Raw genomic sequence first — 23,277 nt, forward strand, 5'->3', positions numbered from 1 at the left:
GAGGGCAACCTTGAACCGTGCCCGGCGAATAGGGGTGACCGCCGCGGTGCTGCTCGCGGTGGCGGGGGGATCGCCAGGGCTGGCGCAGGCGGCACAGCCGCCCGGCGCCAGAGCGTCCGCGGCGGCCGACGGTCACGGCGGTCTGCCGCCGGGCTGGCGGATCGCCGGCGACGGCGACACCCGGCAGTTGGTGTGGCGCTCGACCGCACCGGTGCCGATGGGCGACGCGCGCGTGGACTTCTACGCGGGCGGCCGGCTGCTCGGCCACCCGCTCCCGGGGAAGGACGGCCGGACGTTCCGGCTGGAACTCCCGCAGAACGTACATCAGTTGACGGAGCTTCAGGTACGCGCCGGCGGGCGGCAGTTGGACGCCGCGGGCCGCCCGGAGATCTCGCGGTCCCGGGTGGGCGCGTCGGTGGCCCAGCCGCCCGCCCCGCTCCCGGCGAACTCCGTCGACCCGGGCACGCCCGGCCGCTACTCCACCACCACCGGCGAGTACGACCTCGACCCGGTGAAGCTGCCCGACTTCCCCGAACCGGTCGAGATGCGTGCCGTGGTCGTCGCCCCCAAGGGCGCCACCGGTCACCGCCCGCTCGCCCTGTTCCTGCACGGCCGTCACTCCACCTGCTACAAGGGCGACGACGTCACCGGCGACTGGCCCTGCCCGCCGGGCACGAAGCCGATCCCGAGCTACCGCGGCTACCTGCGCGACCAGCGGCTCCTGGCCTCCCAGGGCTATGTGACCGTGTCGATCTCCGCCAACGGCGTCAACGGCCAGGACTGGGCCGCCGAGGACGGCGGCGCGCAGGCCCGCTCCTCCCTCATCCGGCAGCACCTGGCCCACTGGGCCGACTGGGCCGCCCACCCCGCCTCGGCCCCCGCGGCCGTACGGAACGCGCCGCCGGCCGACCTCTCCCGCGTCCTGCTCGTCGGACACTCCCGCGGCGGCGAGGGCGTCAACCGGGCCGCGCTGGACAGTCTCTACCCGCCGCCCGCCGCCAGGGACGGCTACCACGGCGCGGTGCGCTGGCACATCCGCGGCACCGTCCTGATCGGCCCGACGATCTTCGGCCAGAACCCGGTCGCGGACGTGCCGTCGGCGACGATCCTGCCGGGCTGCGACGGCGACGTCTCCGACCTCCAGGGCGAGGTGTACGTCGACGGCACCCGCGCGGTCAGCCGCAGCGCCGCCCTGCACAGCGCCGTGTACGTCGTCGGTGCCGACCACAACTTCTTCAACACCGAGTGGACCCCGGGGCAGTCCCAGGCGCCGTCCGACGACGACTTCTACGACGACCCCGAGCAGCGCGACCCGGTCTGCTCCCCGGGCACGGCGACCCGGCTGACCGCGGACCAGCAGCACAAGGCCGGCAGCACCTACATCGCCGCCGCGGCCCGGCTGTTCGTCACCGGGGACGACCGGGTACGCCCGCTGCTCGACGGCTCGGGCCGGCGGGCACCCTCGGCCGACCCCGCGCGCGTGCTCACGCACGCCGTCGGCGCCCGGCGCACCGGCGGCTTCCTGCCGGACGGCAAGGTCACGGTGACCGGCGCGCGGCTGTGCGCGGCGGTGGACCCCGACCCGCACGCGGCCTGCCTGGACTCCGGCGCGAAGGGCGCCTCACCGCACTTCGCGCAGTGGGAGACCGACCGTGAGGTGGGCCGCCGCGCGGTGGCCCTGTCGTGGTCGTCGGCCGGACACGCCGCGACGCTGCGGCCCGCCGCGCCCGTCTCCCTCGGCACCTCCACCCACCTCGCGCTGCGCGTGTTCGTGCCGCCGAACTCGACCGGCACCCGGTTCGACGTGGCGCTGACCGACGCCCACGGGAAGCGGGCCGCACTCGGCCGGATCACCGTCGACGGGCTGCCGGGCACCGAACGGACGGCCTCGTACTGGGCGCGCGAGCTGCGCGTCCCGCTCACGGCCGCGGCCCGGGCCGGGGTGGATCTCAGGCATGTCGAGTCCCTTGAGCTGACCCCCCGTTCAGGCACCGGACAGGCCTGGCTGATGGATGCCTGGGGCTGGCGGGCCGGCACTCCGGCGGTCCGGGAGGCCGCGCTGCCGCGGGTCGACGTCGGCCGGATGACGGTCAAGGAGGGCGACTCGGGTGTACGCACCTACCACGTGCCGGTGACGGTGTCCGGGCACGGCAGCGGGCAGGTGCGGGTCTACGTGCTCGACCCGGACACCGGGAAGGCGACGGAACGCCTGGTCACGGTGCATCCGGGCGGCCATGACATCGACGTGGCGGTGGATGTGAAGGGCAACACGCGCTTCGCCTACGACGTGGACGACGCCGTCGTCGTCAAGGCCGTGCGCGGCGCCGTCGTCGGCTCCTACCGGGGCGGGATCACCGTGCAGAACGACGATCCGATGCCCGCGGTGACCGTGACGCCGGTCGCCGGGCGGGTCACCGAAGGACAGGCCCTGCAGTGGAAGGTGTCCCTGTCCGAGGCGGCGGACGTGGACCTCGGACTGATCTTCGCCGTCGTGCCGGTGACCGACGGGCCGGAGCTGTCCACCAAGGACGTCGACCCCGACTGGCTGGACTACTCCTCGGGCGGGAAGCCGGACCCCGAGCGCCCGTTGTCCCAGGTCAAGTACCTCACCCAGTGGGCGTATGTGCCCGTCGGGCAGCTGAGCGCGGAGGTGAGTCTGCCGACGGTCACCGACCAGGTGACGGAGCCGGCCGAGTCCGTGCGGTTCCAGCTGGCCGACGACTTCGGCACCCCGGTGCCGGGCGGGGCGGTGCTCGACGGCACGGTGCTGGACGCGTCCTAGGGCTGCCGGAGTACCAGGCGTGCGTCCGGCGGTGACGCTCCGGCTCATTCGGGCCGGAGCGTCACCCGGATGCCCACGGTGCCCTTCAGGCCCCGGCGCAGACGGCTGCCGAGGAGTGTGAGGCGGCCGAGAACGCCGTACTTGCGGGCGATCAGCCGGCGGTAGCGGGCGGCCGTCTCCTCGTCGGCGATCTCCGCGAGGGCGGGCACCTGGTGGCCGGTGGGGTTGCCGCGCAGGTCGCAGGGGCCGACCAGGACCTCGCCGCGGGCCCGGATCCGCTTCACCTTCCAGGAGTCGGCGGCGGTCCACACGCCGAGCGTGTCGCCGTCGCGGACCACCCACACCGGTGTGGCGACCGGAGTGCCGTTCTTTCGGTAGCTCGTGACCAGCAGGTACTTGCCCTCGCCGAGCCGCTCCAGCGACGTGTCGTCCATGCCGGAAGTCTAGGCACCCCCGGCGTCCCGCAGAAGATCAAGGAAGCGCCGGGCGAACAGGTACGCGTCGCCCGGCCAGCGCGCCGACACGTACCGGCCGTCCTGGACGACGAAGGCGTGCGTGTCGTCGGCGGCCGTGCCGCGCCGGGTGAGCACCCGGGGGCCGCGCTCGAACCGCGTGTCCGGGGCGGCCAGGGCGGCGCGCACCTCGTCCTCGACGTAGGCGGGGTAGGTGCGGTAGTAGCGGCCGAGGCGCCAGGCGGTGGCCAGGTAGGCCGTGCGTTCCATGTACTTGGGCAGACAGGTCGTACGGCGGTCCGCGAGGACGCTGCGGCCGGTGGCCGGGTCCCGGGCGCGGGCGAGGACCAGGACGCCGTGGCAGATGGCGCCGACCGGACGGTCCAGCGCCCAGAACCGCGCGACCTGCCGGTGCAGTGCGGCGGAGCCGAGGTACTGCCGCATGCCGGGCGCGTGCCCGCCGGGCAGCAGCAGGCCGTCGTACGCCGTCACGTCCACGTCGGCCCAGGCGACGGTGGCGGTGAACTCCGGCGCCGCCGTGAGCTCGGCGTAGAACCGCTTGGGCTCGTCCTCGGCACCGAGTCGTCCGAACAGGACGCCGGTCAGCAGCCGCGGGTCGGCGGCGGGCCGGGTGCCGGCGCGCTCGGTGGCGAACACGACCTCGTGACCGGCGTCGGTGAGCAGCCGCCAGGGCACGGCGACCTCGGTGACGTCGAAGTCGCGATCGGGGAGCGGCATCAGCACACGCATACCGCCATCCTGCCGGAGCACCACGCACCCACGACATCCCACCACCCACCCCACCCGACCCCGACACCCCTTGAGCCAGCCCACCTCGGCGCGCGTCATCCCCGGCCCACCCGCCCCGACCCCGCTAGCCCTGCCGCTCAACCACCTCACTCGCCTCACCCCAAGCCAAGCCACCTCGGCGCGCGTCGCCCCCACTCCACCCGCCAGCCCGTCTCGACTCACCTCGGCTCGGGTCGCCCAGTCCCGGCCCGTGCCGTCGCGGTCGACCCGCCTCGGCTCGTGGGGTCCCCTCATTCAAGCCGTCGCGGCTTGCGTCACCCCTCGGCTGACCCACCCCGCTCCCGTCACCGTCGGCCTGCTCACCACGGCTCACGGCACCCCCGCCCGTCAGCCCGCCGCGTGCTCGCCTCAGTCCAGTGCGGTTGCCATGCGTCGTACCGCCTCGGTGAGCACCTCGGGTGAGGTCGCGAGGTTCAGGCGGGTGTGGCCCGCCCCGCCGGTGCCGAAGGGGAGCCCGGAGTTCAGCGCCACCCGGCCGCGTTCCAGGAAGGCGTGCGCCGGATCGTCGCCGAGGCCGAGCGCGCGGCAGTCGAGCCAGGCGAGGTAGGTGGCCTCGCCGGGCCGGTGGCCGACGGCGGGGAGGTGCTCGGCGAGCAGGTCGCTCAGCAGGCGCCGGTTGTCGTCGAGACCGGCGAGCAGCGCGTCGAGCCAGGCGGTGCCGTCGCGCAGGGCGGCGGTGTGGGCGATCACGCCGACGTGGCTGGGCCCGTGCCCGACCTCCTCGGGCAGCCGGTCGAGGTCGGCCGCGGCCGCGGGGCCCGCGACGGCGACGGCGGCCTTGAGCCCCGCGAGGTTCCACGCCTTGGACGCGGACATCAGCGACAGACCGCTCTCGGCGCCGGGCACGCTGAGGTAGGGCACGAAGCCGACGCCGGGAGCGGTGAGCGGGGCGTGGATCTCGTCGGCCACCACACGCACGCCGTACCGGTCGGCAAGCGCGGCCACGGCGGCCAGCTCCGCCGCGGTGTGGACCGTACCGGTGGGGTTGTGCGGGCTGCACAGCAGGTAGGCCGCCCGGCGCCCGCCCGCCACGGCCCGCGCGAACGCGTCCTCCAGCGTGCCGAGGTCCAGGCGCAGGTCGGCGCCGAGCGGGGCCTCGACCACCTGCCGGTCCATGTGCTCGACGAACTGGAAGAACGGCGGATACACCGGCGGATTCACGATCACCGCCTCGCCGGGCCCGGTGACCAGTCTGATCATCTCGACCACGCCGAGCATCACGTCGGGCACGATCGCCGTGCGCTCCACCGCCAGGCCGTCCCAGCCCCAGCGTTTGTCGGCGAAGGCGGCGAGGGCCTCGGCGTAGGCGGTGCCGGCGGGGTAGCCGGTGTCCCCGAGCGCGAGGGCCTCGGTGACGGCGCGGACGACGGGTTCGGCGAGGGGGACGTCCATCTCCGCCACCCACAGCGGCAGTACGTCGGCCGGGTAGGTGCGCCATTTCATGCTCGTACGACATCGCAGGCGGTCCAGGGTCAGGACGCGCAGCGGGTTCGGTTCTCCGGACGGGTCGCGCGGGATGCTGGTCATGGGGCACAAGATAAGGGAGCGGCGGCGTGACCTGGAACGACGCGGACCCGCGGGGGCCGGCGGAGATCACTCGCGCCGGGCTCTCGGCAGAGGTCAACTCGGCCGTTTACATTGCCGGTTGTCGCCGTAACCAGTTACCTCTTCCTGGAGCCACCCCGTGACGGAGCACCCGGCAGCCACCGAAGATCCCGCCGCCACGCTGCGCAGACGCATCAACACGGTGCGGCCGCACACGGCCCGGATCTGGAACTACTGGCTGGGCGGCGGTGACTACTACGAGGTGGACCGGGTGGCCGGCGACCGCATCCGCGAACTCCACCCGGACATCGACGAGTACGCCCGGGCCGACCGCCGGTTCCTGTGCCGTGCCGTACGCCATCTCGTCACCGAGGCGGGCGTCCGGCAGTTCCTCGACATCGGCACCGGGCTGCCCACGGCCGACAACACGCACGAGGTCGCCCAGCGGCACGCGCCGGAGGCCCGCGTGGTCTACGTCGACAACGACCCGCTCGTCCTGGCCCACGCCCGCGCCCTGCTCACCAGCACCCCCGAGGGCCGTACCGACCATCTCGACGAGGACCTGCGCAACGTGGACGCGATCCTCGAACGGGCCGCGGCCACCCTGGACTTCACGCGCCCCGTCGCCCTGATGCTGCTCGGCGTGGTCATCTTCGTCGGCGACGACGAGGACCCCTACGGCATCGTGCGGCGGCTGATGGACGCGCTGCCGACCGGCAGTCACCTGGTGCTCTCGCACACGGTCACCGATCCGGAGATGCCGGAGGTGGACGCGGCGGTGCGGTTCTGGAACGAGCACGGCACACCGCGGCTGACCCAGCGCTCCCCCGCGGCCGTCGCCCGGTTCTTCGACGGTCTGGAGCTGCTGGAGCCGGGTGTGGTGTCCTGCTCGCGCTGGCGGGCCGAGCGCACGGGCGGGGCCGAGCCGCGGCCGGTGGCGATCCACGGCGGGGTGGGCCGCAAGCGGTGAGGCGATCACGCGTGCGGTGAACACGAGGGTGCCCGGCCACGTATGGACAGAGGGCGCTCGACGACCGGAGCGCTCCGCGGTGTCGACGCCACCGCGCTGCTCGGGGTTCGGGAGCCACGGATGAGGCACGCACGACGACGGATCGTCCGGCGAGTGACACGGCTGGCGGCCGTCGGCGGCCTTCTGCTGGGCGGCGGCATGGTCACGCAGGCCGCCATGGCCAGTGAGCCGGGCGGCACGTCCGCGGTGCCGTTCAGCACGGCGCGCTCGGCGTCCGAGACCGGCGCCGCGCTCGTCTCCGAACTCGGCACGTCCCGTACGGCGGGCACCTGGATCGGCGGTGACGGCCGCCCGGTGGTCGCGGTGACCGACCGGGCGGCGGCCGACCGGGTGGAGAGCGCCGGGGCCGAGGCGAAGATGGTGTCGCACAGCATGAACGAGCTGAAGTCGGCCACGGCGACGCTGCGTTCGGCGCCCCGGGTGGCGGGCACGGCGTGGGTCGTCGACTACAAGACCAACCAGGTCGTGGTGCAGGCCGACAGCACGGTGTCGGCCACCGACTGGTCCCGGATGACTCAAGTGGCCTCCGGCATCGGCGGTTTCGTGCACATGCAGCGCACCCAGGGCACCTTCACCACGCGCCTCAACGGCGCCCAGCCGATCCTGTCGACCGGCGGGCGCTGCTCGGCCGGGTTCAACGTCACCAACGGGCAGAGCGACTTCATCCTCACCGCCGGGCACTGCGGACCCGTGGGCTCGACCTGGTTCGCGGACAACCAGGGCCGGCAGCAGCTGGGGCAGACGGTCCAGCAGGACTTCCCCGGCAGCGACTTCTCGCTGGTGCAGTACGAGAGCGGCACGGCGGGCGACGGCGCGGACGTGGTCGCCATCGGCAACGGCAACGGGGTGCGGATCACCGGCGTGGGCGATCCGGCCGTCGGGGAGCGGGTGTTCCGCAGCGGCAGCACCAGCGGGCTGCACGACGGCGAGGTCAAGGGCCTCGACGCGACGGTCAACTACCCGGAGGGCACGGTCACCGGCCTGATCGAGACGAACGTGTGCGCCGAACCGGGCGACAGCGGCGGCCCGTTGTTCTCCGAGGGGATCGCGCTGGGGGTGACCTCGGGCGGCAGCGGCGACTGTACGACGGGGGGCACGACGTTCTTCCAGCCGGTGACCAAGGCCATGCAGGCGCTGGGCGTCCAGCTGATCGTGTCCAAGCAGGCGGCGGCCGCGCAGACCGCCTCCCCCTCGGCCACGCCGTCCGCCGCGGCGACGCACAGCGCGATCGCGCCCGGTTCCACCTCGCCCGGCTCCTCGGCGCCGGTGACGGGCATCGTCGACGGCACCTCGCTGCTGGCCCGGTTGACGGATCCGCGCAACATCGGGCCGGGGCTGCTGGTCATCGGGGGCAGTCTGATCGCGCTGGTGGCGACGCGGTACTTCCGCACGGAGCAGGACCGCAAGGCGTACCAGCGCTACTACTCGGCCACGTGGGGATAGGCCCTGGGCCGGCGGGCCGCTTGCCCGCTCGGCTCGGTCAGCCCACGGTCAGCAGGACGGTGGCCGTCGCCGCGCCGATCAGGCCCGCCGTCTGCCGTCCGCTGAGCCGCTCGTGCAGGAGCGCCACGCCGAGCAGGACCGGCAGGGCGGGGTAGAGCGAGGCGAGGACGACGGCGACCGCCAGCAACTGCCGTCGGGTGGCGAGGAGATACAGGATCAGGGCGAGGGCGGCACCGGCGCCGACGAGGACCACCTGGACGCCCGCCCGCGGCGGCAGCCGCAGGCCCCGGGCGTGCGGTACGGCACCGGGCAGCAGCGCGGCCACGGCGGCGGCACGTCCCGCGGCCACCGGCCACAGGCCGCTTTCCGCGCCGGCCTGGGCGAGGGCGAGGTACTGCGCGGCGACGCCGACGCTGGCCAGGAGTCCGTCCGCGACGCCGCGTCCCGTGTCGTCGCCCCCACCGCCGGAGACGTACCAGAGCGCGGGGACGGTGACCACGATGCCGATCCAGGCCAGGGGGCCGGGACGGTCGCCGAGGAGCAGCACTCCGCACAGCACGGACAGGGCGACGCCGGTCACGGCGCTGACGGGGACGACCACGCTCATCGCGCCGCGGCTCAGTCCGCGGTTGAGGCAGTGCATGGCGGTGCCGCTGCCGACGCCGGACAGCGCGCCCCACAGCAGGTCGGCGGGGTGCGCGGAAGGGGCCGGCACGAGGAGCGCGGCGGTGGCGGCGAGCAGCAGCCCGCCGAGCTGGCCGAGGAAGGTGACGGCGACGAAGTCGGCGCGCCGGGACAGCAGGCCGCCGGTGAAGTCGACGATGCCGTAGCAGACGGCCGAGGTCAGTGCGAGGAGGGCGCCCATCGGGACAGTAGTGCCCCGTCAGGGCGCTCCGATGCTCGGGGCTTCAGGCGGCCTTGACGGCGGCCCACTCCAGGACGAGCCGCTGGTACTCCTCGCGCTGCTCGACGCTCAGTGTCCCGCCCGACCGGAGCCACAGGGCCCGGATCTCCTCGTTGACCTCGTCCGCCGTGCGCTCGGTAACGGGTTCAACAGTGGTGGACATGGTGTGAAGCATACGGCCGCGGGAGTGAAGGCGGTGTGAGTAATCGCGAAGGAAACGGACAATTCGGACCGTGTTGCTGATCACGTCCGCGAATCCCCATGTCCTGGGACACGTGGCGGAGTTCACGTCTGCGCGCCGCCCAGCACCAGCACCTGGATCGCCAGCACGGCGGCGCCGCGCGCCCAGTCGTGGAAGTCGGACACCTTGGTCTCCAGGTCGACCGGGGCGGCGAGCGGATGCCGGTGGGCGCGGATCGTCCGGGCGACCACGTCCCCGGCCACGTCCATCAGCCCGACCCCCTCCCCCGCGAGCAGGATCTTCTGCGGCATCGCGAAGTTCGCGATCTGGGCGACCAGCATGCCGAGGGCGCGCGCCGCCTCCCCGACGACGCGGGCGGGCATGGGGGCGCCGGCCCGGGCGAGGGCGAGGATCTCCTCGTACGTGTGGTCGCGGCCGGTGGCGGCGCGGATCTGGTAGCGGATGCTGGGGATGGCGAGCAGAGACACGGCGCTGCCGCGCTCCCCCTCGGGTGTCAGCGGGCCGTGGGAGTCGAGGATCCAGTGCCGGCCGAAGCCGCGGTCCTCCTCGGCGCAGGGCACCCGCTTGCCGCCCAGGACCAGCCCGTAGCCGATGCCCGCCCCGATGGTCAGGACGACGAAGCGGTCCAGGCCCCGGCCCGCGCCGAACCAGGTCTCGGCCTCGACGAGTGCGGCGACGTCGTTCTCCACCACCACGGGCAGCCCCGTGCGCTCCTCGACGAGGGCGGCCAGCGCAACGTCGCGCCAGTCCAGGAACGGCGACTCCGCCACCACCGCGCGGTCCTCGACCAGCCCGCCGACGCCGATGCCGATGCCTGCCAGGCGCGGGTGGGCGGTCTTGAGCTCGTCGGTCATCCGGGCCAGCACGTCGGCGACCTCGGCGGGGTCGTGGCTGGTCAGGGGAGTGTCGTAGCGGGCGACGATGGCGCTGCGGAGGGTGGTGACGACGCCGTACACCATGTCCTCGGTGATCTTGAAGCCGATGAAGGAGCGGGACTCGGCGACGACGTCGAGCGGCTGCGAGGGGCGGCCCTGACGGACCTCCGCCGGGGTTCCGGCCTCGGCGACCTCGACCAGCAGTCCCGACTCGATGAGGGGTTTCGTCAGCCGGGTGAGGCTGCCGGCGGACAGGTCGAGGCGCCGGGCGAGCTCGGTGCGCGACAGCGGGCCGTTGACGAGCACCTCGATCGCCACGGAGCGTTCGCCCGGACTCAGCGGAAGCCAGCTGGCGGCGACTGCGGTCATGGAGCTCAGACTCCCCCTACATTTTTTCGCTGTGAAAACAACGAGGCCACTCTAGAGCGGACATCGATCGCCCGAAAAGGTGTGTGCAGGGCTCTTGACGGCTCAATTCTTTCACGACAAAAGTAAGTGACCGAGGACGAGCCGCCGAGGACGAGGGAGTCTCCCGATGACCATCGCCTCCAGCAGCCCACCCTCGCGTCTGCCGCTCGGCGGCGCGCGGGAGGACGGGACGAAGCAGAGCATCCGGCGGGCCCCGGCCAACCTGCTCACGCCCGCGCGGTGGGTGGGGCTGGCCAACTACGACCGGATGGTCCACGACCCGATCTTCCGGGACTCGCTCAAGGTCACCGTCTACGCCGGGTTCAAGGGCCGCGAGATGCGCACCGCGCTCATCCCCGGCGGCCCGACCGGCAAGCGGGCCACGATGATGAACGGCCTCGTGGGTGCGCTAGCTCGCGTCGGACGAGTGCCAGAAGACCGTCGGCCGGTACGGCGTGGTCTTCCCCGCCACGCCGGACGGGACGCGGGCGGCCGTCGCCGCCTACGACAAGAAGGGCATCGACGTCACCGCGTTCACGAAACCGGTCGCCGACAAGAAGGACTTCACCACCTTCTCCTACCCGATCACCCACTACGCGGCCGACGCGTACGCGTGATGCACCCGGCCATGCAGGACATCTACGGCAACGGCACGCCCGTGTCGGGCCTCGACCGGACCAACCGCCAGACCAACCTGATCCTCTCCCAGTGAAGGGCACGCCTTACATGACGTTCTCCCTCGGCATCGTCGGCGCCGGGCAGTTCTCGGGCCAGTTCGCCACCCTCTTCCAGGCCCACCCCGGCGTCCGCGACGTCTACGTCACCGACCTGCTGCCCGAGCGGGCCGAACAGCTCGCCTCCGCCCAGGGGTTGGCCGGCACCTTCCCCTCCTACGAGGCCATGCTGGAGTCCCCGGCGGTCGACGCGGTCGCGATCTTCACGCAGCGCTGGACGCACGGCCCGCTCGTCCTGCAGGGGCTGAACGCGGGCAAGCACGTCTACTCCGCGGTCCCGATGGCGGTCACCACCGAGGAGACAGCCGCGATCATCGACGCGGTCAAGGCCACCGGGCTGACGTACATGATGGGCGAGACCAGCCAGTACAACCCGGCCACCGTGCACGCCCGCAACCAGATTGCCGAGGGTGCCTTCGGACGGCTCTTCTACGCCGAGGGCGACTACGTCCACGACATGGACCTGGGGTTCTACGAGGCCTATCGGTACAGCGGCGGCGAGAACTGGAAGGCCACCGCCAGCTATCCCCCGCTGCTGTACCCGACGCACTCGGTGGGCGGGGTGCTGGGCGCCTGGCAGACGCACGCGGTGAGCGTGTCGGCGATCGGTGTGGTCGACGACCGCGGGGACGGCGTGTTCGACAAGGAGGTCAGCCAGTTCGGCAACGACTTCTCCAACGCCACCGCGCTGTTCGAGGTCGCGGGCGGCGGATCGTTCCGTACGAACGAGTTCCGGCGGGTGGGCTATCCCTCCCACATCCGGGAGTCCCGTTTCCGCTTCTTCGGCACCGAGGCGAGCATGGAGCAGCTCGCCACGGTGGCGCTGTGGCAGGACAAGAAGGGCGTGAAGGACATCAGCGAACTGCTGGAGCCCAAGCCCAGCCTGTCTCCTGACGACCCGTCACTCCAGCACATCGCCCCGGAGCTGCGGGCCGCCTTCACCTCCGGCTCGGCACCGGTGCACGACCGCTCCCGGCTGCCACGGGAGTTCGACCACCTGCACAACGGCCACGAGGGCAGCCACCACTTCCTCGTCGACGACTTCGTCACCGCCGTGAACACACGGTCACTGCCGTCGGTCAACGCCTGGGTGGCCGCCCGCTACACCCTGCCGGGCATCATCGCCCACGACTCGGCGCGGCAGGGCGGGGTACGCCTGGAGATCCCGGACTTCGGGGACGCCCCGCGGTGACCCGCGCGGTCCGCCGGGCCGGGTGCCCGCTCAGGTGCCCGGCTTGCGGCCGTACACGAAGACGTCGTCGCCCTTCTTCAGCAGCGACCAGTACTTCTTGGCGTCCTTCGTGGTCATGTTGACGCAGCCGTGCGAGCCGGGCGGGTTCCACATGCTGAGGTTGACCGAGTGGAAGGCCTGGCCGCCGTCGAAGAACTGGCTGTAGGGCATCGGCACGTTGTAGATGTTCGAGACGTGGTCGATGTCCCGCCAGTAGATCTTCTTCAGACCGGTGCGGGTGACGTACCCCTTGCGGCCGGTGCGCACGGGCACCGGCCCGTACACCAGCTTGTTGCCGTCCTGGATCCAGCTGAGCTGCAGGGTGAGGTTCACGCAGGCGATACGGCCCTTGTTCACCGGGCACTTGCCGTCCTTGTTGGGATTGTTCCCGACGGCCTTCTGCTTGTTCATCAGGTCCATCACGCCCCAGGTGACGGATCCGGCGTAGCCGATGTTGGGCGTGATTCCGTGCTTGGTCTGGAAGGCCTTGATGGCTTTGCAGTCGGTGGCGGACTGCTTGCCGTCGACGGGCAGACCGAGGAACTTCTCGACCTGCTTCTGGTAGGGCCCGGTCTTCGTGGTACAGCTCGTGGCCGCCTGCGCGGGCGCGCTGCCCAGCGTGAGCGCGAGCGGTGCCACCAGTCCGGTGATCCCGAGCGCGACGGCTCCCCGTCTGCGGATGTCCCCCATGGTTGCGATCCCTTCGCGTGTCCTGCGATCTCCCTGTGCTAGACCACCGCCCGGGGGTTTCGGTTGTGGGGCGGGGGACGTCGCGACGAAACGGTTACGAAGACTCCTCGGGCCCGGGTTCCGGCGACTGCGCGCCGCCGTCACCGGGCACTCACCCTCGGTCCGGGCGCCGTACATCCATATCGGCCCTTGAGATCGTGCGGCGGGTCGGGGGACCGGCTCAGGGGACGAGCGTGAAGCTCGCCCGGTAGACGTATCCCGGCATGACGGGGGTCCACACGAAGCCGTGGCCCATGGTGAGGGTGCCTGTCGCCCCGTCGGGGTGGTCGCGGTCGTTCATGACGTAGCTGATGGAGTAGTCGACCGTGGCCGGAGTCGATCCGGACCACTCGTAGCAGGTGAGGGTCACCGGGTGCTCGTCGAAGTCCTGGACGCCCGTGGGGTTGTCCGGACTGAGGTAGATGTGGCGGATGTGCTGCGGATCGTAGGACCAGTCCTGGCAGAGGACTTCGGTCGTCTGGGTGTCGGCCGAGGCGGTGGCGGCCGGTGCCGTGGTCAGGACGCCTAAGACGGCGGCGACGGCCAGCAGTACGGCGGGTCTGCGCATGGTCGGCTCCGTGGCTAGGTGGACGGGCCACTCATTGTGACAACGGCCGCCCTTTTGCACAGGGCGGATTCGAGCCCCCTGTCCGGACGATCCGTCAGTGCCGCGACGGCGGATCCTTCCGTACGGTCGCCTGGAACCCCGTGTGGACCGCGGTGACGCCGCCGTCCACCACCAGCGAGGTGCCGGTGATCCAGGCCGCGTCCCGGGAGGCGAGGAAGGCGACCGCGGCGGCGACGTCCTCCGGTTCGCCGACCCGGCCCAGGGGGTACAGCGGGCGCAGCGCCTCCAGTTCGTCCTCCCGGCCCTCCCAGGCGGAGGTGCGCACGGTGCCCGGTACGACGAGGTTGACGCGCACGCCGCGCGGTCCGGCGTGCCCGGCGAGGGTGCGGGTGAGGGAGGCGAGGCCGGCCTTGGCGGCGCTGTAGGCGTGGTTGCCGAAGTCCTGCAGGCCGTTGACGGAGCCGACGGAGACGATGGCGCCGCGGCCGGAAGCGGCCAGGTGCGGCAGGGCGGCGCGGCAGCAGCGGTAGGCACCGGTCAGGGTGATGTCGAGGTCCCGGTCCCACGCGTCGTCCGGGCCGTCCTCGGCGAGCGGGGTGTCGGGGGTGCACGAGGCCGCGCAGTTGACCAGCACGTCCAGCGATCCGAAGGCCGCGACGGCGTGCGAGACGGCTCCCTCAACGGCCTCGCGGTCGGCGACGTCACACGGCAACGCCTCGACGGCCAGGTCCAGTTCGCGCAGGGCGGCGGCGGTCTTCTCCACCTCGGCGGGGTCGGCGTCGGTGAGCAGGACACGCGCCCCCTCGTCGGCCAGCCGCCGGGCGACCGCGGCGCCGATGCCGCGCGCGGCGCCGGTGACGACCACCCCGTACCCCTCGAAGCGCTTGATGTCAGCCATGGGCCGAACCTACTCCCGAAACGATCAACGAGGCAGATACCGTGCGGACATGTCCGCGTTCATACAGCAACTGCCCGCCCTCATCGGTGTCGTCATCGGCGCGCTCGGTTCGTATCTGGCGGTGACGCACGGGGAGCGGGTCCGCTTCCGCCGCGAGCGGGCGGCCCGGTGGGAGGAGCGGCGGCTGGCCGTGTACGCCGACTACGCGCGGGTGCTGAAGCAGACGGTCACGCTGGCCTACCGGGTGGCCTCCCACCTCGGCAACGATCCGCACCCGCATCCGCTGTCGCCGCAGGAGGCCGCCGCGCAGTTCGCGGAGTCGGCGCTCGCCCGGGATCCGGCCGGGGAGAGCCTGCTCCTGCTGGGCAGCCCGGAGGTGGTGGAGAAGGCGCGGGTGTGGGTGACCGCCGTGATGGAGATGGAACGGTTCCTGCGCGAGGGCACGCGGGACCCCGAGGCGTGGCAGGGGCTGTTGGAGCGGCAGCGGGCCGGGCGCGCCGCCTACTACGCCTCCGTACGGGAAGATCTGGCGCTGCCGCCCGGCCACTCGGCGCAGTGGCCGGTGCCGCCCGCGCACCCGGCCGCCTGATCGGGACGGCGCCTGCGGCCACCGGCCACGGCGCGTTGCCGGGGCAGGCTCGGCGAGTGGCGGCGCGGGCTGCGCGGTCCTGCGGGAGATACCGCGGGCGTTCGGGCAGCAGCGGGACGACGGTGACGAAGACGTGCTGGGCTACCACGGCACTTCGGTCCGGGACATCGCGGGCCGGGTCGGTGTCACCGTGCCCGCGCTGTACTACCACTGCGAGAACGAGCAGGCGCTTCCGGCCACGCTCCTGGAGACGTCCCTGAACGAAGGACGTCCTGGACCGCTGCCGGGCGGCGGCCGCGGAGGCCGGCAGCGCGCAGGGCACGTTCGCCACGCCGATCCCGGCCGACGCGGTCCGCGCGGTGCTCATCATGTGCCGGGGCATCGCCAACCGGTACGGACGGGCCGCTCAGCGCCGGGGAGGTCGCCGAGCGGCCCGTGCTGCGGAGCCTCGGCACGGTCGGTCACCCGGGCGCGCTCTCCGCTGGGGCGGCCGTGCAGGTGCCGCGGCGGGGGACGCGCCGGGTCCGCCCGGCGTCCCGGTCGGTCGGCCCGTGACGTGCCGGGACGTGTCCTGCGCGGGTGCCGGCCCGGTTCAGTGACCGCGCGCGATCCACTCCTGCAGGTGCGGGGCCTCCGCGCCGATGGTGGTCGGGTCGCCGTGGCCGGTGAGGACCCTCGTCTCGGGCGGGAGGGTGAGCAGGCGGTCGCGGATGGAGTCGATGATGGTCGGGAAGTGGGAGTAGGAGCGGCCGGTCGCGCCCGGACCGCCCTGGAAGAGGGTGTCGCCGGTGAACACCGCGCCCAGGCCCGGGTCGTGCAGGCAGACCGCGCCCGGGGCGTGCCCGGGGGTGTGCAGGACGGTCAGGTCGGCGCCGGCGGCCTCGATGACCTGCCCGTCGCGCAGATGAGCGTCGGGGTCGCGGTCGGGGTGGGTCAGCTTCCACAGGGGCAGGTCGTCGGGGTGCAGCCAGATGGTGGCGCCGGTGCGGTCGGCGAGGGCGGGGGCCGCGTCGATGTGGTCGTTATGGGCGTGGGTGCACACGATGGCGGTCAGCCGGCGGTCGCCGACGGCCTCGGCGATGGCGTCGGCGTCGTGGGCGGCGTCGATCACGATCACCTCGTGGTCGTCGCCGACGATCCAGACGTTGTTGTCGACGTCCCAGGTGCCGCCGTCCAGGCTGAACGTCCCGGACGTGACGAGGCGTTCGATGCGGGCGGCCATCACAGCACCACCACCGAGCGCAGGACGTCACCGTGGTGCATCCGCTCGAAGGCCTTCTCGACGTCGGTGAGTTGGATGGTCTCGGTGACGAACTTGTCCAGGGGCAGGCGGCCTTGCAGGTGGAGGTCGACGAGCATCGGGAAGTCGCGGCTCGGCAGGCAGTCGCCGTACCAGGAGGACTTCAAAGCGCCGCCGCGGCCGAAGAAGTCCAGCAGCGGCAGTTCCAGCCTCATCTCCGGGGTGGGGACGCCGACCAGGACGACCGTGCCGGCCAGATCACGGGCGTAGAAGGCCTGCCGGTACGTCTCCGGGCGGCCGACCGCCTCGATGACGACGTCGGCACCGAACCCACCGGTCAGCTCCCGGATCGCCTCGACCGCGTCGGTCTCCTTGGAGTTGACCGTGTGCGTGGCGCCCATCGACCGGGCGGTGGCCAGCTTCCGGTCGTCGATGTCCACCGCGATGATCTTCGCCGCGCCCGCCAGGTTCGACCCGGCGATCGCGGCATCGCCCACGCCACCGCACCCGATGACGGCGACCGAGTCGCCGCGGCCGACGCCGCCCGTGTTGATGGCCGCACCGATGCCCGCCATGACCCCGCAGCCCAGCAGACCGGCCACCTGCGGGGACACCGCGGGGTCGACCTTGGTGCACTGCCCCGCGGCGACCAGCGTCTTCTCCGCGAACGCCCCGATCCCCAGGGCCGGCGACAGCTCCGTGCCGTCGGTCAGCGTCATCCTCTGCCCGGCGTTGTGGGTGTCGAAGCAGTACCAGGGCCGCCCGCGCAGACAGGCACGGCACTGCCCGCACACCGCACGCCAGTTGAGGATGACGAAGTCACCCGGCGCCACGTCGGCGACGCCGTCACCGACCGACTCCACGACCCCTGCGGCCTCGTGGCCGAGCAGGAAGGGGAAGTCGTCGTTGATGCCGCCCTGCTTGTAGTGCAGGTCCGTGTGGCACACCCCGCAGGCCTGTACCCGGACGACGGCCTCGCCCGGGCCGGGGTCCGGCACGACGATCGTCTCGATGCGCACCGGCTCGTTCTTTCCCGGTGCGATCACGCCGCGTACTTCCTGGGCCATCGCGTTGAACCTTTCGTCGGCCGTTGTCCGTCCCGACGACCCTACGCGCGACTGATCGGTAACGGCACTGCAGCGCGGGGGTCCGGGCCGGCTCCGGCCGTGACTTCCCGGAAACCGGCGTGTCGACGCTCCGCCGAATACCCCTGCGGAAATTCGGGTCTTTTCTTACCCGGCCTTTTCTTACTCAACCCATGTGCAAATCCGGTTCTTGATCATCGCGGCCGACCGTACGTTGACACGCGTACGCCTTGCTGTGCGCATCCCAGGGGAAGCCTCATGCCCGAAGTGCACCCGCACGTCCACCTCATCGCCGGACCCACCGGTGCCGCGACCGGCTCCGCAACGGATTCGAGGCCGTTCTCGAATGCCGCGCACAATATGGCCGCTCCGATCGCCGAACGGCATGCGGAGCACGGTATCGAAGTGCTGGAGCGTGCGGCATGAATGCCACCGACGTCACCCTGCCCGTCCAGGACGAGGACATGGCCCGCGCCTCGACGGATTTCGGCCACATCGTCTCCTCGCGGCCGCTGGGCGTCCTCAGGGCACGTTCGGTCGCCGCCGTCCGCGAGCTCGTCGCCTTCGCCGCGCCGCGGGGCCTGGCGGTGGCCGCGCGCGGCGGCGGACAGGCCGTGTACGGGCAGGGCCAGGCGGACGGCGGCTACGTGGTCGACATGGCCGAGCTGAACGAGGTGCGCTGCGTGCCCGGGGAGCGGACGCTGGTGGCGGGGGCGGGCGCGCTGTGGCGTGACGTCGTCCGGGCGGCGCTCGCCGAGGGGCTGGCGCCGCCGGTGCTGCCGGACCATCTGGGCGCCAGCGTGGGCGGGGTGCTGAGCACCGGGGGGTTCGGCGGGTCCAGTCATCGGTTCGGCCTGGTGGCGGACTGGGTGCGGGAGCTGGAGGTCGTCACCGGCGCCGGCGAGTGGCTGGTGTGCTCGCCGGAGCGCCATGCGGACCTGTTCCACTGCGTCCTCGCCGGCCTCGGCCAGTGCGCGCTGATCGTCCGCGCCACGCTCCGTCTGGTCCCCGCCCCGGAACGCGTGCGCCGTTACCGCCTCTACCATCACGCGCCCGCCACCTACTTCGCCGACCAGCGGCGGCTGGCCCGCGACGCCCGCTTCAGCCACGTCGCCGGCCAGGCACGGCCCGCGACCGGCGGCGGCTGGCTGTACATGATCGACGCGGTGGCCCCGCACACCGGGCAACTCGCCTGTGACGACCCGCTGTTCATCGGCGACCTGGACCACGACCCGGACACCGCGGAGATCGAGGACCTGTCCTACGCCGAGTACCTGCACCGCCTGGACCGCGACGAACGCCTGCTGCGCGCCACCGGCGAGTGGGAGCGGCCCCACCCGTGGCTCACGCTCCTGCTCCCCGAGGAGGCCGCGGTGTCCTTCGTGCCGTCGGTGCTCGCCGACCGTGCGCAGCAGGGCCTGCGGTGCTGCGGGACGGTCCAGCTGCGGCCGCTGACGAACAGCGCGCTGCACGCCCCGCTGCTGTGCCGCCCGTCCGGTGAACTCCTGTGCCTGCTCTCCCTGATGCGCACCGCGCCGCCCGATCGTCCCGACGCCGTAAGGGAGTCGGTGGCCGCCAACCGCGCGGTGTACGAACGGGCCCGGGCCGTCGGCGGGGTGCTCCACCCGCTGGGCGCCGTCCCCATGACGCCCGAGGACTGGCGGGCACACTTCGGCCCCGCCTGGGACGAACTCGTCCGCGTCAAGGCCGTCCACGACACGCACCGCGTCCTCACCAGGGGGTACGGGCTGTGGCCGTGACGACGGTGACGGTCCTGTGCGGGGCCTTCGCCGGCCGGCGCCCCGCTCATCTGCGCGCCGCGTCCGAACTGGGCCGCGCCCTCGCCGAGTCGGGACTGCGGGTCGTCTACGGCGGTGCCCGCACCGGTCTGACGGGCGCGGTCGCGGACGCCGCGCTGGCCGCCGGCGGCGCGGTGACCGGAGTGGTGCCGGAGTGCCTGCTGCCGTACGAGACCACGCACACCGCGCTCACCGAGCTCCAGGTCGTGCCCGACCTGCACGCGCGCAAGGCACGGATGGCCGAACTCGGCGACGCCTACGTGGTGTTGCCGGGCGGGCCGGGCACCGGCGAGGAGCTGCTGGAGGAGCTGGCCTGGGCGCGGCGGGACCTGCGTCGCAAGCCCTGCGTGCTGCTGGACCCGGACGGCTGCCACCGGCCGCTGCCGGCCTTCCCGCGGCACGTCCGCGACGAGGGGTTCCTCCGCCCCGGCGCCCTGGAGCGGATCGTGGTGTGCACCTCGGCCGAGGAGGTGACGGCACGGCTGACGGCCGCGCGGCCGGCCGCGCCCGTGCCGCGAGCGGGGGTGCCGGCCGGGCGTACCGCGTTCCTGTTCTCCGGCGGCGGTCCGCGACAGCCCGGCCGGGGCCGTGAACTCCACGCCCGTTTCCCGGTGTTCGCCGAGGCGCTGGACGAGGTGTGCGCGCGCCTCGATCCGTATCTCGGCCTGCCGCTGCGCGACGTGATGTTCGCGCCGGAGGGCACGCGCACGGCCGCCCTGCTCGGCCGGGCCGCCTTCGCCGACCCGGCGGTGTTCGCCCTGCAGGTGGCGCAGCTGCGGCTGCTGGAGAGCTGGGAGGTGCGGCCGGACGTGCTGTTCGGGTGCTCGGCGGGGCGGCCGGCCGCCGCCCACGCGGCGGGGGTGTTCTCGCTGCCGGAGGCCTGCCATGCCGTGGGCATGCTGTCCCGGCTCAGGGGCAGGCTGCCGGAGCCCGGCGGCTCGGCGGCGCTGGATGCGGTCGAGGGCGAACTGCCGCTGCCGGAGGGCATGTTGGTCGCCGTGGCCGACGGGCCGCGGTCCTTCATGGTGCCGGGCGAGCGGCGGTCGGTGCGGGACCTGGTCGCGCGCTCGTCCCCGCTGGACCCGCTGCTAAGCGCGTTCGGCGCGACCATGGCGCCCCTGGGCCCGCGCGATCCGGCGCGCCCCGCGGACGCCGTCGGCCTGCTGCATCAGGAGGGCATCACGGCCTGGCTCGAACTCGGTCCGTCGGACGACCTGGCGCGAAGGGTCCGGGAGTGTCTGCCGGACGCCTTCGCGCTGTCGGCCGTCCGGGACTGGCCGCTGCTGGGACCGGGACGGTGAGACGTCGGGGCCTGTCCTGAGCTACCGGTCCTCGTGCGCCCCGGTCCGTGCGGCGGCCTCGGCCCTGACCGTCTCGCTCAACTCGTCCGGAGTGAAGCCGAGATCGCGCAGTATCCGCGCGGCCAGGCCCTCCTCGACGCGCATCAGGGCCAGCAGCATGTGCTCCGTGCCGACCCAGTCGTGGCCGAGGTCGGCCGCCGCGCGGGACGCCTGCTCGATGGCCTCCTTGCTCTCCGGCCGGAACGCGATGTGACCGCGCAGCGCCTTCTGCCCGGCCGGCGGCATCGCCTCCTCGACCGCGTCGCGGACGTGCCGTTCCGATCCGGCTTTGGCCACCAGCACCTGGTACGCGAGGCCCCGCGGCTCGCCGAGCAGGCCGAGCAGGAGGTGCTCGGTGCCGATGAAGTCGTGCTTGTGGGTGCGGGCGGCCTCCTGGGCCAGCACGATCCCGTGCCGGTTGAGGTGGGTGAACCGCTCGAAGGCGGCGGGCCTGTGGCGTTGCTGGGCGGCCTGTTTGGACACCCCGATGGCGTCCCCGATCTCGGTCCACGAGGCGCCGGCCAGCTTGGCCTTGCCGACGTAGTGGTCGATGAGCTGGTCACCGAGGTCGGACAGGGTCTGGGCGCGCAGGTGCGCCTCACTGATGCGGGCCAGGTGGTCGGCGTCGGGGAGTTCCTCGTCGAGTCGGGCGATCAGGTCGGCGAGGCTGATGTTGAGTGGCGTCATGCGTCAACCGTAGATTGACGCCCCCTCAATCGTCAATCCCAGATTGACGATTGGCGCGGCCGGCGTGCCCTCCGAGAACCGCTCGCCGACGTAGCCTGAATGCTCCGTCCGCTCGTCGAAGGAGCGCCGTGAGCACCACTGAGACCCAGCCCGCCTGGCGGCTGCTCCTCGCCTACGTCCGGCCCCACCGCTGGTCCCTGCTGGCGGGCGCCCTCCTGTCACTGGTCACCGGGGCCACCGGGCTGTTGCTGCCGTTGGTGGCGAAGGGGCTCATCGACGACCTGGCGCACGACCGCGCCATCACCGGCGCGCTGCTCGCCATGTCGGGGCTGGTGGTCGCCAACGCGGCGCTGGGGGCGCTCGGTTCGTACGTGCTGCGGCGCACCGCGGAGTCGGTGGTGCTCGGCGCGCGGCGCGCCCTGTCGTCGTATCTGCTGCGACTGCGCATCCCGGCGGTCGACCGCAGCGAGCCGGGCGACCTCATGGCCCGTATCACCTCCGACACGACTCTGCTGCGCGAGGTCACCACCGACTCCCTGGTGGGTCTCGGCACCGGCGGGCTCACCCTGGTGGCGACCGTGGTGATGATGGGCCTGGTGGACCCGGTGCTGCTCGGGGTCACCCTGGCGGTCATCCTCGGGGCGGGCACGGTGCTCGGGGTGATCGTGCCGCGGATCAACAAGGCCAGCCGGCAGGCGCAGAACGCGGTGGGCGTGATGGGCGCCTCCCTGGAGCGCATCCTCGGCGCGCTGCGCACGGTGAAGGCTTCCGGCGCCGAGCACCGGGAGGAACGTACGCTGCACGCGGCCGCCGAGGAGTCCTGGCGGCAGAGCGTGCGCGCCGCCAAGTGGTCGGCCGCGGCGGGCAACACGGCCGGACTCGCCATGCAGATCGCCTTCATCACCGTGCTCGCGGTGGGCGGTGCGCGGGTGGCGACCGGGGCGATCGGCGTCGGCACGCTGGTGGCGTTCCTGCTGTACGTCTTCTACCTGATGTCGCCGATCCAGCAGGTGGTCGGCGCGATCACGCAGTACCAGACCGGCGCCGCGGCCCTCGCCCGGATCCAGGAGGCGCTCGCGCTGCCGTCCGAACCGCCGGCCCGGCCCGCGCCCTTGCCGGTCCCCGGCGCCGCACCCGCCGCCGTCGCCTTCACGGACGTCCGCTTCCGGTACGCCGACGACCTGCCCTACGTCCACCACGGGGTGTCGTTCGCCGTGCCGCCCCGGGGCATGACCGCGTTCGTCGGCCCGTCCGGCGCGGGCAAGACCACGGTGTTCTCGCTCATCGAGCGGTTCTACGACCCCGAGTCGGGCACGATCACCGTCGACGGCCGCGATCTGCCGGAGTGGGAGCTGCCCCGGCTGCGCTCGGCGATCGGCTATGTGGAGCAGGACGCGCCGGTGCTGTCGGGGTCGCTGCGGGACAACCTGCTGCTGGGCAACCCCGAGGCGGACGAGGACGCCGTCGCCCGCGTGCTGAAGACGACCCGCCTGGACGGTCTCGTCGCCCGCCTCCCCGACGGCCTGGAGACCCTGGTCGGGCACCGCGGTACCAAGCTCTCCGGCGGGGAGCGGCAACGCGTCGCCATCGCCCGCGCCCTGCTGCGCCGCCCGCGGCTGCTGCTCCTGGACGAGGCCACCTCGCAGCTGGACGCCGTGAACGAGGCGGCGCTGCGCGACACCGTCGCCGACGTCGCGCGCACCACGACCGTGCTGGTCGTCGCGCACCGGCTGTCCACGGTGACCATGGCCGACCGGATCGTGGTCATGGACGCGGGCCGGGTCCGCGCGGTCGGCACCCACCGCGAGCTCGTGGCCGCCGATCCGCTGTACGCCGAGCTCGCGGCGACGCAGTTCCTGGCGACGGCATGACGCGGGCCCGGCCGCCGTTCCCCGGTGGCCGGGCCCGCGTCGGCAGTGTGCCGTG

General features: G+C 72.9%; 21 protein-coding genes and 3 pseudogenes. 12 read left to right on the forward strand and 12 right to left on the reverse strand.

Annotated features, from left to right (window positions below; genetic code table 11):
- Positions 1 to 10: 10 nt before the first annotated feature.
- Complete coding sequence (locus ACYF6T_RS00275) at positions 11 to 2,782, forward strand: alpha/beta hydrolase family protein (protein ID WP_461692377.1); 2,772 nt, start codon at positions 11 to 13, stop codon at positions 2,780 to 2,782.
- 44 nt (positions 2,783 to 2,826) lie between these two features.
- Here ACYF6T_RS00275 and ACYF6T_RS00280 read toward each other — a convergent pair whose 3' ends face one another.
- From ACYF6T_RS00280 to ACYF6T_RS00290, 3 genes are all read right to left on the reverse strand, one after another.
- The gene (locus ACYF6T_RS00280; protein ID WP_461692378.1) at positions 2,827 to 3,216 is read right to left on the reverse strand and encodes a PPOX class F420-dependent oxidoreductase; all 390 of its coding nucleotides are present in this window, start codon (positions 3,214 to 3,216) and stop codon (positions 2,827 to 2,829) included.
- 9 nt (positions 3,217 to 3,225) lie between these two features.
- Complete coding sequence (locus ACYF6T_RS00285; protein ID WP_461692380.1) at positions 3,226 to 3,984, reverse strand: type 1 glutamine amidotransferase domain-containing protein; 759 nt, start codon at positions 3,982 to 3,984, stop codon at positions 3,226 to 3,228.
- Positions 3,985 to 4,392: 408 nt separating this feature from the next.
- Positions 4,393 to 5,571 carry a MalY/PatB family protein gene (locus ACYF6T_RS00290; RefSeq protein ID WP_461692382.1) on the reverse strand — a complete coding sequence of 393 codons (1,179 nt, stop codon included), beginning with the start codon at positions 5,569 to 5,571 and terminating at the stop codon, positions 4,393 to 4,395.
- A 157-nt stretch (positions 5,572 to 5,728) separates the two neighbouring features.
- On the opposite strand from ACYF6T_RS00290, the gene ACYF6T_RS00295 reads away from it, so the two are divergent.
- The gene (locus tag ACYF6T_RS00295; protein ID WP_461692384.1) at positions 5,729 to 6,559 is read left to right on the forward strand and encodes an SAM-dependent methyltransferase; all 831 of its coding nucleotides are present in this window, start codon (positions 5,729 to 5,731) and stop codon (positions 6,557 to 6,559) included.
- A gap of 120 nt (positions 6,560 to 6,679) precedes the next feature.
- On the forward strand, positions 6,680 to 8,062 hold the full coding sequence (locus ACYF6T_RS00300) for a S1 family peptidase (RefSeq protein ID WP_461692385.1): 1,383 nt from the start codon (positions 6,680 to 6,682) through the stop codon (positions 8,060 to 8,062).
- 37 nt (positions 8,063 to 8,099) lie between these two features.
- Here the strand turns inward: ACYF6T_RS00300 and ACYF6T_RS00305 are convergent, their stop codons facing one another.
- From ACYF6T_RS00305 to ACYF6T_RS00315, 3 genes are all read right to left on the reverse strand, one after another.
- Positions 8,100 to 8,927: an EamA family transporter gene (locus ACYF6T_RS00305; RefSeq protein WP_461692387.1), complete on the reverse strand. Its 828-nt coding sequence runs from the start codon at positions 8,925 to 8,927 to the stop codon at positions 8,100 to 8,102.
- Between the two features lie 43 nt (positions 8,928 to 8,970).
- Positions 8,971 to 9,129: a hypothetical protein gene (locus ACYF6T_RS00310; protein WP_461692388.1), complete on the reverse strand. Its 159-nt coding sequence runs from the start codon at positions 9,127 to 9,129 to the stop codon at positions 8,971 to 8,973.
- Between the two features lie 122 nt (positions 9,130 to 9,251).
- The gene (locus tag ACYF6T_RS00315) at positions 9,252 to 10,412 is read right to left on the reverse strand and encodes an ROK family protein (protein ID WP_461692389.1); all 1,161 of its coding nucleotides are present in this window, start codon (positions 10,410 to 10,412) and stop codon (positions 9,252 to 9,254) included.
- Positions 10,413 to 10,578: 166 nt separating this feature from the next.
- Here ACYF6T_RS00315 and ACYF6T_RS00320 point away from each other — a divergent pair.
- From ACYF6T_RS00320 to ACYF6T_RS00330, 3 genes and pseudogenes are all read left to right on the forward strand, one after another.
- Positions 10,579 to 10,764, forward strand: a pseudogene (locus ACYF6T_RS00320) (sugar ABC transporter permease); the annotation flags it as partial.
- Positions 10,756 to 11,163 (forward strand): annotated as a pseudogene (locus tag ACYF6T_RS00325) (sugar ABC transporter substrate-binding protein); the annotation flags it as partial. The pseudogenes ACYF6T_RS00320 and ACYF6T_RS00325, both read left to right, overlap by 9 nt.
- Before the next feature lie 14 nt (positions 11,164 to 11,177).
- Positions 11,178 to 12,377 (forward strand): Gfo/Idh/MocA family protein, encoded by a 1,200-nt coding sequence (locus ACYF6T_RS00330; protein WP_461693215.1) that lies wholly within the window; start codon positions 11,178 to 11,180, stop codon positions 12,375 to 12,377.
- Between the two features lie 30 nt (positions 12,378 to 12,407).
- Here ACYF6T_RS00330 and ACYF6T_RS00335 read toward each other — a convergent pair whose 3' ends face one another.
- The 3 genes from ACYF6T_RS00335 to ACYF6T_RS00345 form a co-directional block, all read right to left on the reverse strand.
- Positions 12,408 to 13,106 carry a L,D-transpeptidase family protein gene (locus tag ACYF6T_RS00335; protein ID WP_461692391.1) on the reverse strand — a complete coding sequence of 233 codons (699 nt, stop codon included), beginning with the start codon at positions 13,104 to 13,106 and terminating at the stop codon, positions 12,408 to 12,410.
- A 220-nt stretch (positions 13,107 to 13,326) separates the two neighbouring features.
- Positions 13,327 to 13,713 (reverse strand): hypothetical protein, encoded by a 387-nt coding sequence (locus tag ACYF6T_RS00340; RefSeq protein ID WP_461692393.1) that lies wholly within the window; start codon positions 13,711 to 13,713, stop codon positions 13,327 to 13,329.
- Positions 13,714 to 13,807: 94 nt separating this feature from the next.
- The gene (locus tag ACYF6T_RS00345; protein ID WP_461692394.1) at positions 13,808 to 14,611 is read right to left on the reverse strand and encodes an SDR family NAD(P)-dependent oxidoreductase; all 804 of its coding nucleotides are present in this window, start codon (positions 14,609 to 14,611) and stop codon (positions 13,808 to 13,810) included.
- A gap of 49 nt (positions 14,612 to 14,660) precedes the next feature.
- Here ACYF6T_RS00345 and ACYF6T_RS00350 point away from each other — a divergent pair, with 49 nt between their 5' ends.
- Positions 14,661 to 15,200 carry a hypothetical protein gene (locus ACYF6T_RS00350; protein ID WP_461692396.1) on the forward strand — a complete coding sequence of 180 codons (540 nt, stop codon included), beginning with the start codon at positions 14,661 to 14,663 and terminating at the stop codon, positions 15,198 to 15,200.
- Positions 15,201 to 15,333: 133 nt separating this feature from the next.
- Positions 15,334 to 15,378, forward strand: a pseudogene (locus ACYF6T_RS00355) (hypothetical protein); the annotation flags it as partial.
- Between the two features lie 414 nt (positions 15,379 to 15,792).
- Here the strand turns inward: ACYF6T_RS00355 and ACYF6T_RS00360 are convergent.
- Together ACYF6T_RS00360 and ACYF6T_RS00365 are read right to left on the reverse strand one after the other, a co-directional pair.
- Positions 15,793 to 16,422 (reverse strand): MBL fold metallo-hydrolase, encoded by a 630-nt coding sequence (locus ACYF6T_RS00360; protein ID WP_461692398.1) that lies wholly within the window; start codon positions 16,420 to 16,422, stop codon positions 15,793 to 15,795.
- The gene (locus ACYF6T_RS00365) at positions 16,422 to 17,507 is read right to left on the reverse strand and encodes an S-(hydroxymethyl)mycothiol dehydrogenase (protein WP_461692400.1); all 1,086 of its coding nucleotides are present in this window, start codon (positions 17,505 to 17,507) and stop codon (positions 16,422 to 16,424) included. Before ACYF6T_RS00365 ends, ACYF6T_RS00360 begins: the two co-directional genes overlap by 1 nt.
- A gap of 276 nt (positions 17,508 to 17,783) precedes the next feature.
- On the opposite strand from ACYF6T_RS00365, the gene ACYF6T_RS00370 reads away from it, so the two are divergent.
- From ACYF6T_RS00370 to ACYF6T_RS00380, 3 genes are read left to right on the forward strand one after another with little or no spacing between them, the layout of a single operon-like run.
- Positions 17,784 to 17,951 (forward strand): hypothetical protein, encoded by a 168-nt coding sequence (locus ACYF6T_RS00370; protein ID WP_461692401.1) that lies wholly within the window; start codon positions 17,784 to 17,786, stop codon positions 17,949 to 17,951.
- Positions 17,948 to 19,285: an FAD-binding protein gene (locus tag ACYF6T_RS00375; RefSeq protein ID WP_461692402.1), complete on the forward strand. Its 1,338-nt coding sequence runs from the start codon at positions 17,948 to 17,950 to the stop codon at positions 19,283 to 19,285. Before ACYF6T_RS00370 ends, ACYF6T_RS00375 begins: the two co-directional genes overlap by 4 nt.
- A complete protein-coding gene (locus ACYF6T_RS00380; protein ID WP_461692404.1) occupies positions 19,282 to 20,625 on the forward strand; it encodes an LOG family protein in 1,344 nt (447 codons plus the stop codon). Before ACYF6T_RS00375 ends, ACYF6T_RS00380 begins: the two co-directional genes overlap by 4 nt.
- Before the next feature lie 21 nt (positions 20,626 to 20,646).
- Here the strand turns inward: ACYF6T_RS00380 and ACYF6T_RS00385 are convergent, their stop codons facing one another.
- Positions 20,647 to 21,351 carry a Clp protease N-terminal domain-containing protein gene (locus tag ACYF6T_RS00385; protein ID WP_461692405.1) on the reverse strand — a complete coding sequence of 235 codons (705 nt, stop codon included), beginning with the start codon at positions 21,349 to 21,351 and terminating at the stop codon, positions 20,647 to 20,649.
- 128 nt (positions 21,352 to 21,479) lie between these two features.
- On the opposite strand from ACYF6T_RS00385, the gene ACYF6T_RS00390 reads away from it, so the two are divergent.
- Positions 21,480 to 23,222 (forward strand): ABC transporter ATP-binding protein, encoded by a 1,743-nt coding sequence (locus tag ACYF6T_RS00390; protein WP_461692407.1) that lies wholly within the window; start codon positions 21,480 to 21,482, stop codon positions 23,220 to 23,222.
- The last annotated feature ends 55 nt before the right edge of the window (positions 23,223 to 23,277 follow it).

The organism is Streptomyces sp. 7R007, assembly GCF_054850255.1.

Excerpts from the sequence above, each read along its gene's own strand:
- ACYF6T_RS00335 (WP_461692391.1), bottom strand. The coding sequence starts at position 13,106 with ATGGGGGACATCCGCAGACGGGGAGCCGTCGCGCTCGGGATCACCGGA.
- ACYF6T_RS00375 (WP_461692402.1), top strand. The coding sequence starts at position 17,948 with ATGAATGCCACCGACGTCACCCTGCCCGTCCAGGACGAGGACATGGCC.
- ACYF6T_RS00385 (WP_461692405.1), bottom strand. The coding sequence starts at position 21,351 with ATGACGCCACTCAACATCAGCCTCGCCGACCTGATCGCCCGACTCGAC.
- ACYF6T_RS00285 (WP_461692380.1), bottom strand. The coding sequence starts at position 3,984 with ATGCGTGTGCTGATGCCGCTCCCCGATCGCGACTTCGACGTCACCGAG.
- ACYF6T_RS00280 (WP_461692378.1), bottom strand. The coding sequence starts at position 3,216 with ATGGACGACACGTCGCTGGAGCGGCTCGGCGAGGGCAAGTACCTGCTG.
- ACYF6T_RS00340 (WP_461692393.1), bottom strand. The coding sequence starts at position 13,713 with ATGCGCAGACCCGCCGTACTGCTGGCCGTCGCCGCCGTCTTAGGCGTC.
- ACYF6T_RS00350 (WP_461692396.1), top strand. The coding sequence starts at position 14,661 with ATGTCCGCGTTCATACAGCAACTGCCCGCCCTCATCGGTGTCGTCATC.
- ACYF6T_RS00370 (WP_461692401.1), top strand. The coding sequence starts at position 17,784 with ATGCCCGAAGTGCACCCGCACGTCCACCTCATCGCCGGACCCACCGGT.
- ACYF6T_RS00290 (WP_461692382.1), bottom strand. The coding sequence starts at position 5,571 with ATGACCAGCATCCCGCGCGACCCGTCCGGAGAACCGAACCCGCTGCGC.
- ACYF6T_RS00300 (WP_461692385.1), top strand. The coding sequence starts at position 6,680 with ATGAGGCACGCACGACGACGGATCGTCCGGCGAGTGACACGGCTGGCG.
- ACYF6T_RS00345 (WP_461692394.1), bottom strand. The coding sequence starts at position 14,611 with ATGGCTGACATCAAGCGCTTCGAGGGGTACGGGGTGGTCGTCACCGGC.
- ACYF6T_RS00310 (WP_461692388.1), bottom strand. The coding sequence starts at position 9,129 with ATGTCCACCACTGTTGAACCCGTTACCGAGCGCACGGCGGACGAGGTC.
- ACYF6T_RS00305 (WP_461692387.1), bottom strand. The coding sequence starts at position 8,927 with ATGGGCGCCCTCCTCGCACTGACCTCGGCCGTCTGCTACGGCATCGTC.
- ACYF6T_RS00315 (WP_461692389.1), bottom strand. The coding sequence starts at position 10,412 with ATGACCGCAGTCGCCGCCAGCTGGCTTCCGCTGAGTCCGGGCGAACGC.
- ACYF6T_RS00360 (WP_461692398.1), bottom strand. The coding sequence starts at position 16,422 with ATGGCCGCCCGCATCGAACGCCTCGTCACGTCCGGGACGTTCAGCCTG.
- ACYF6T_RS00365 (WP_461692400.1), bottom strand. The coding sequence starts at position 17,507 with ATGGCCCAGGAAGTACGCGGCGTGATCGCACCGGGAAAGAACGAGCCG.
- ACYF6T_RS00330 (WP_461693215.1), top strand. The coding sequence starts at position 11,178 with ATGACGTTCTCCCTCGGCATCGTCGGCGCCGGGCAGTTCTCGGGCCAG.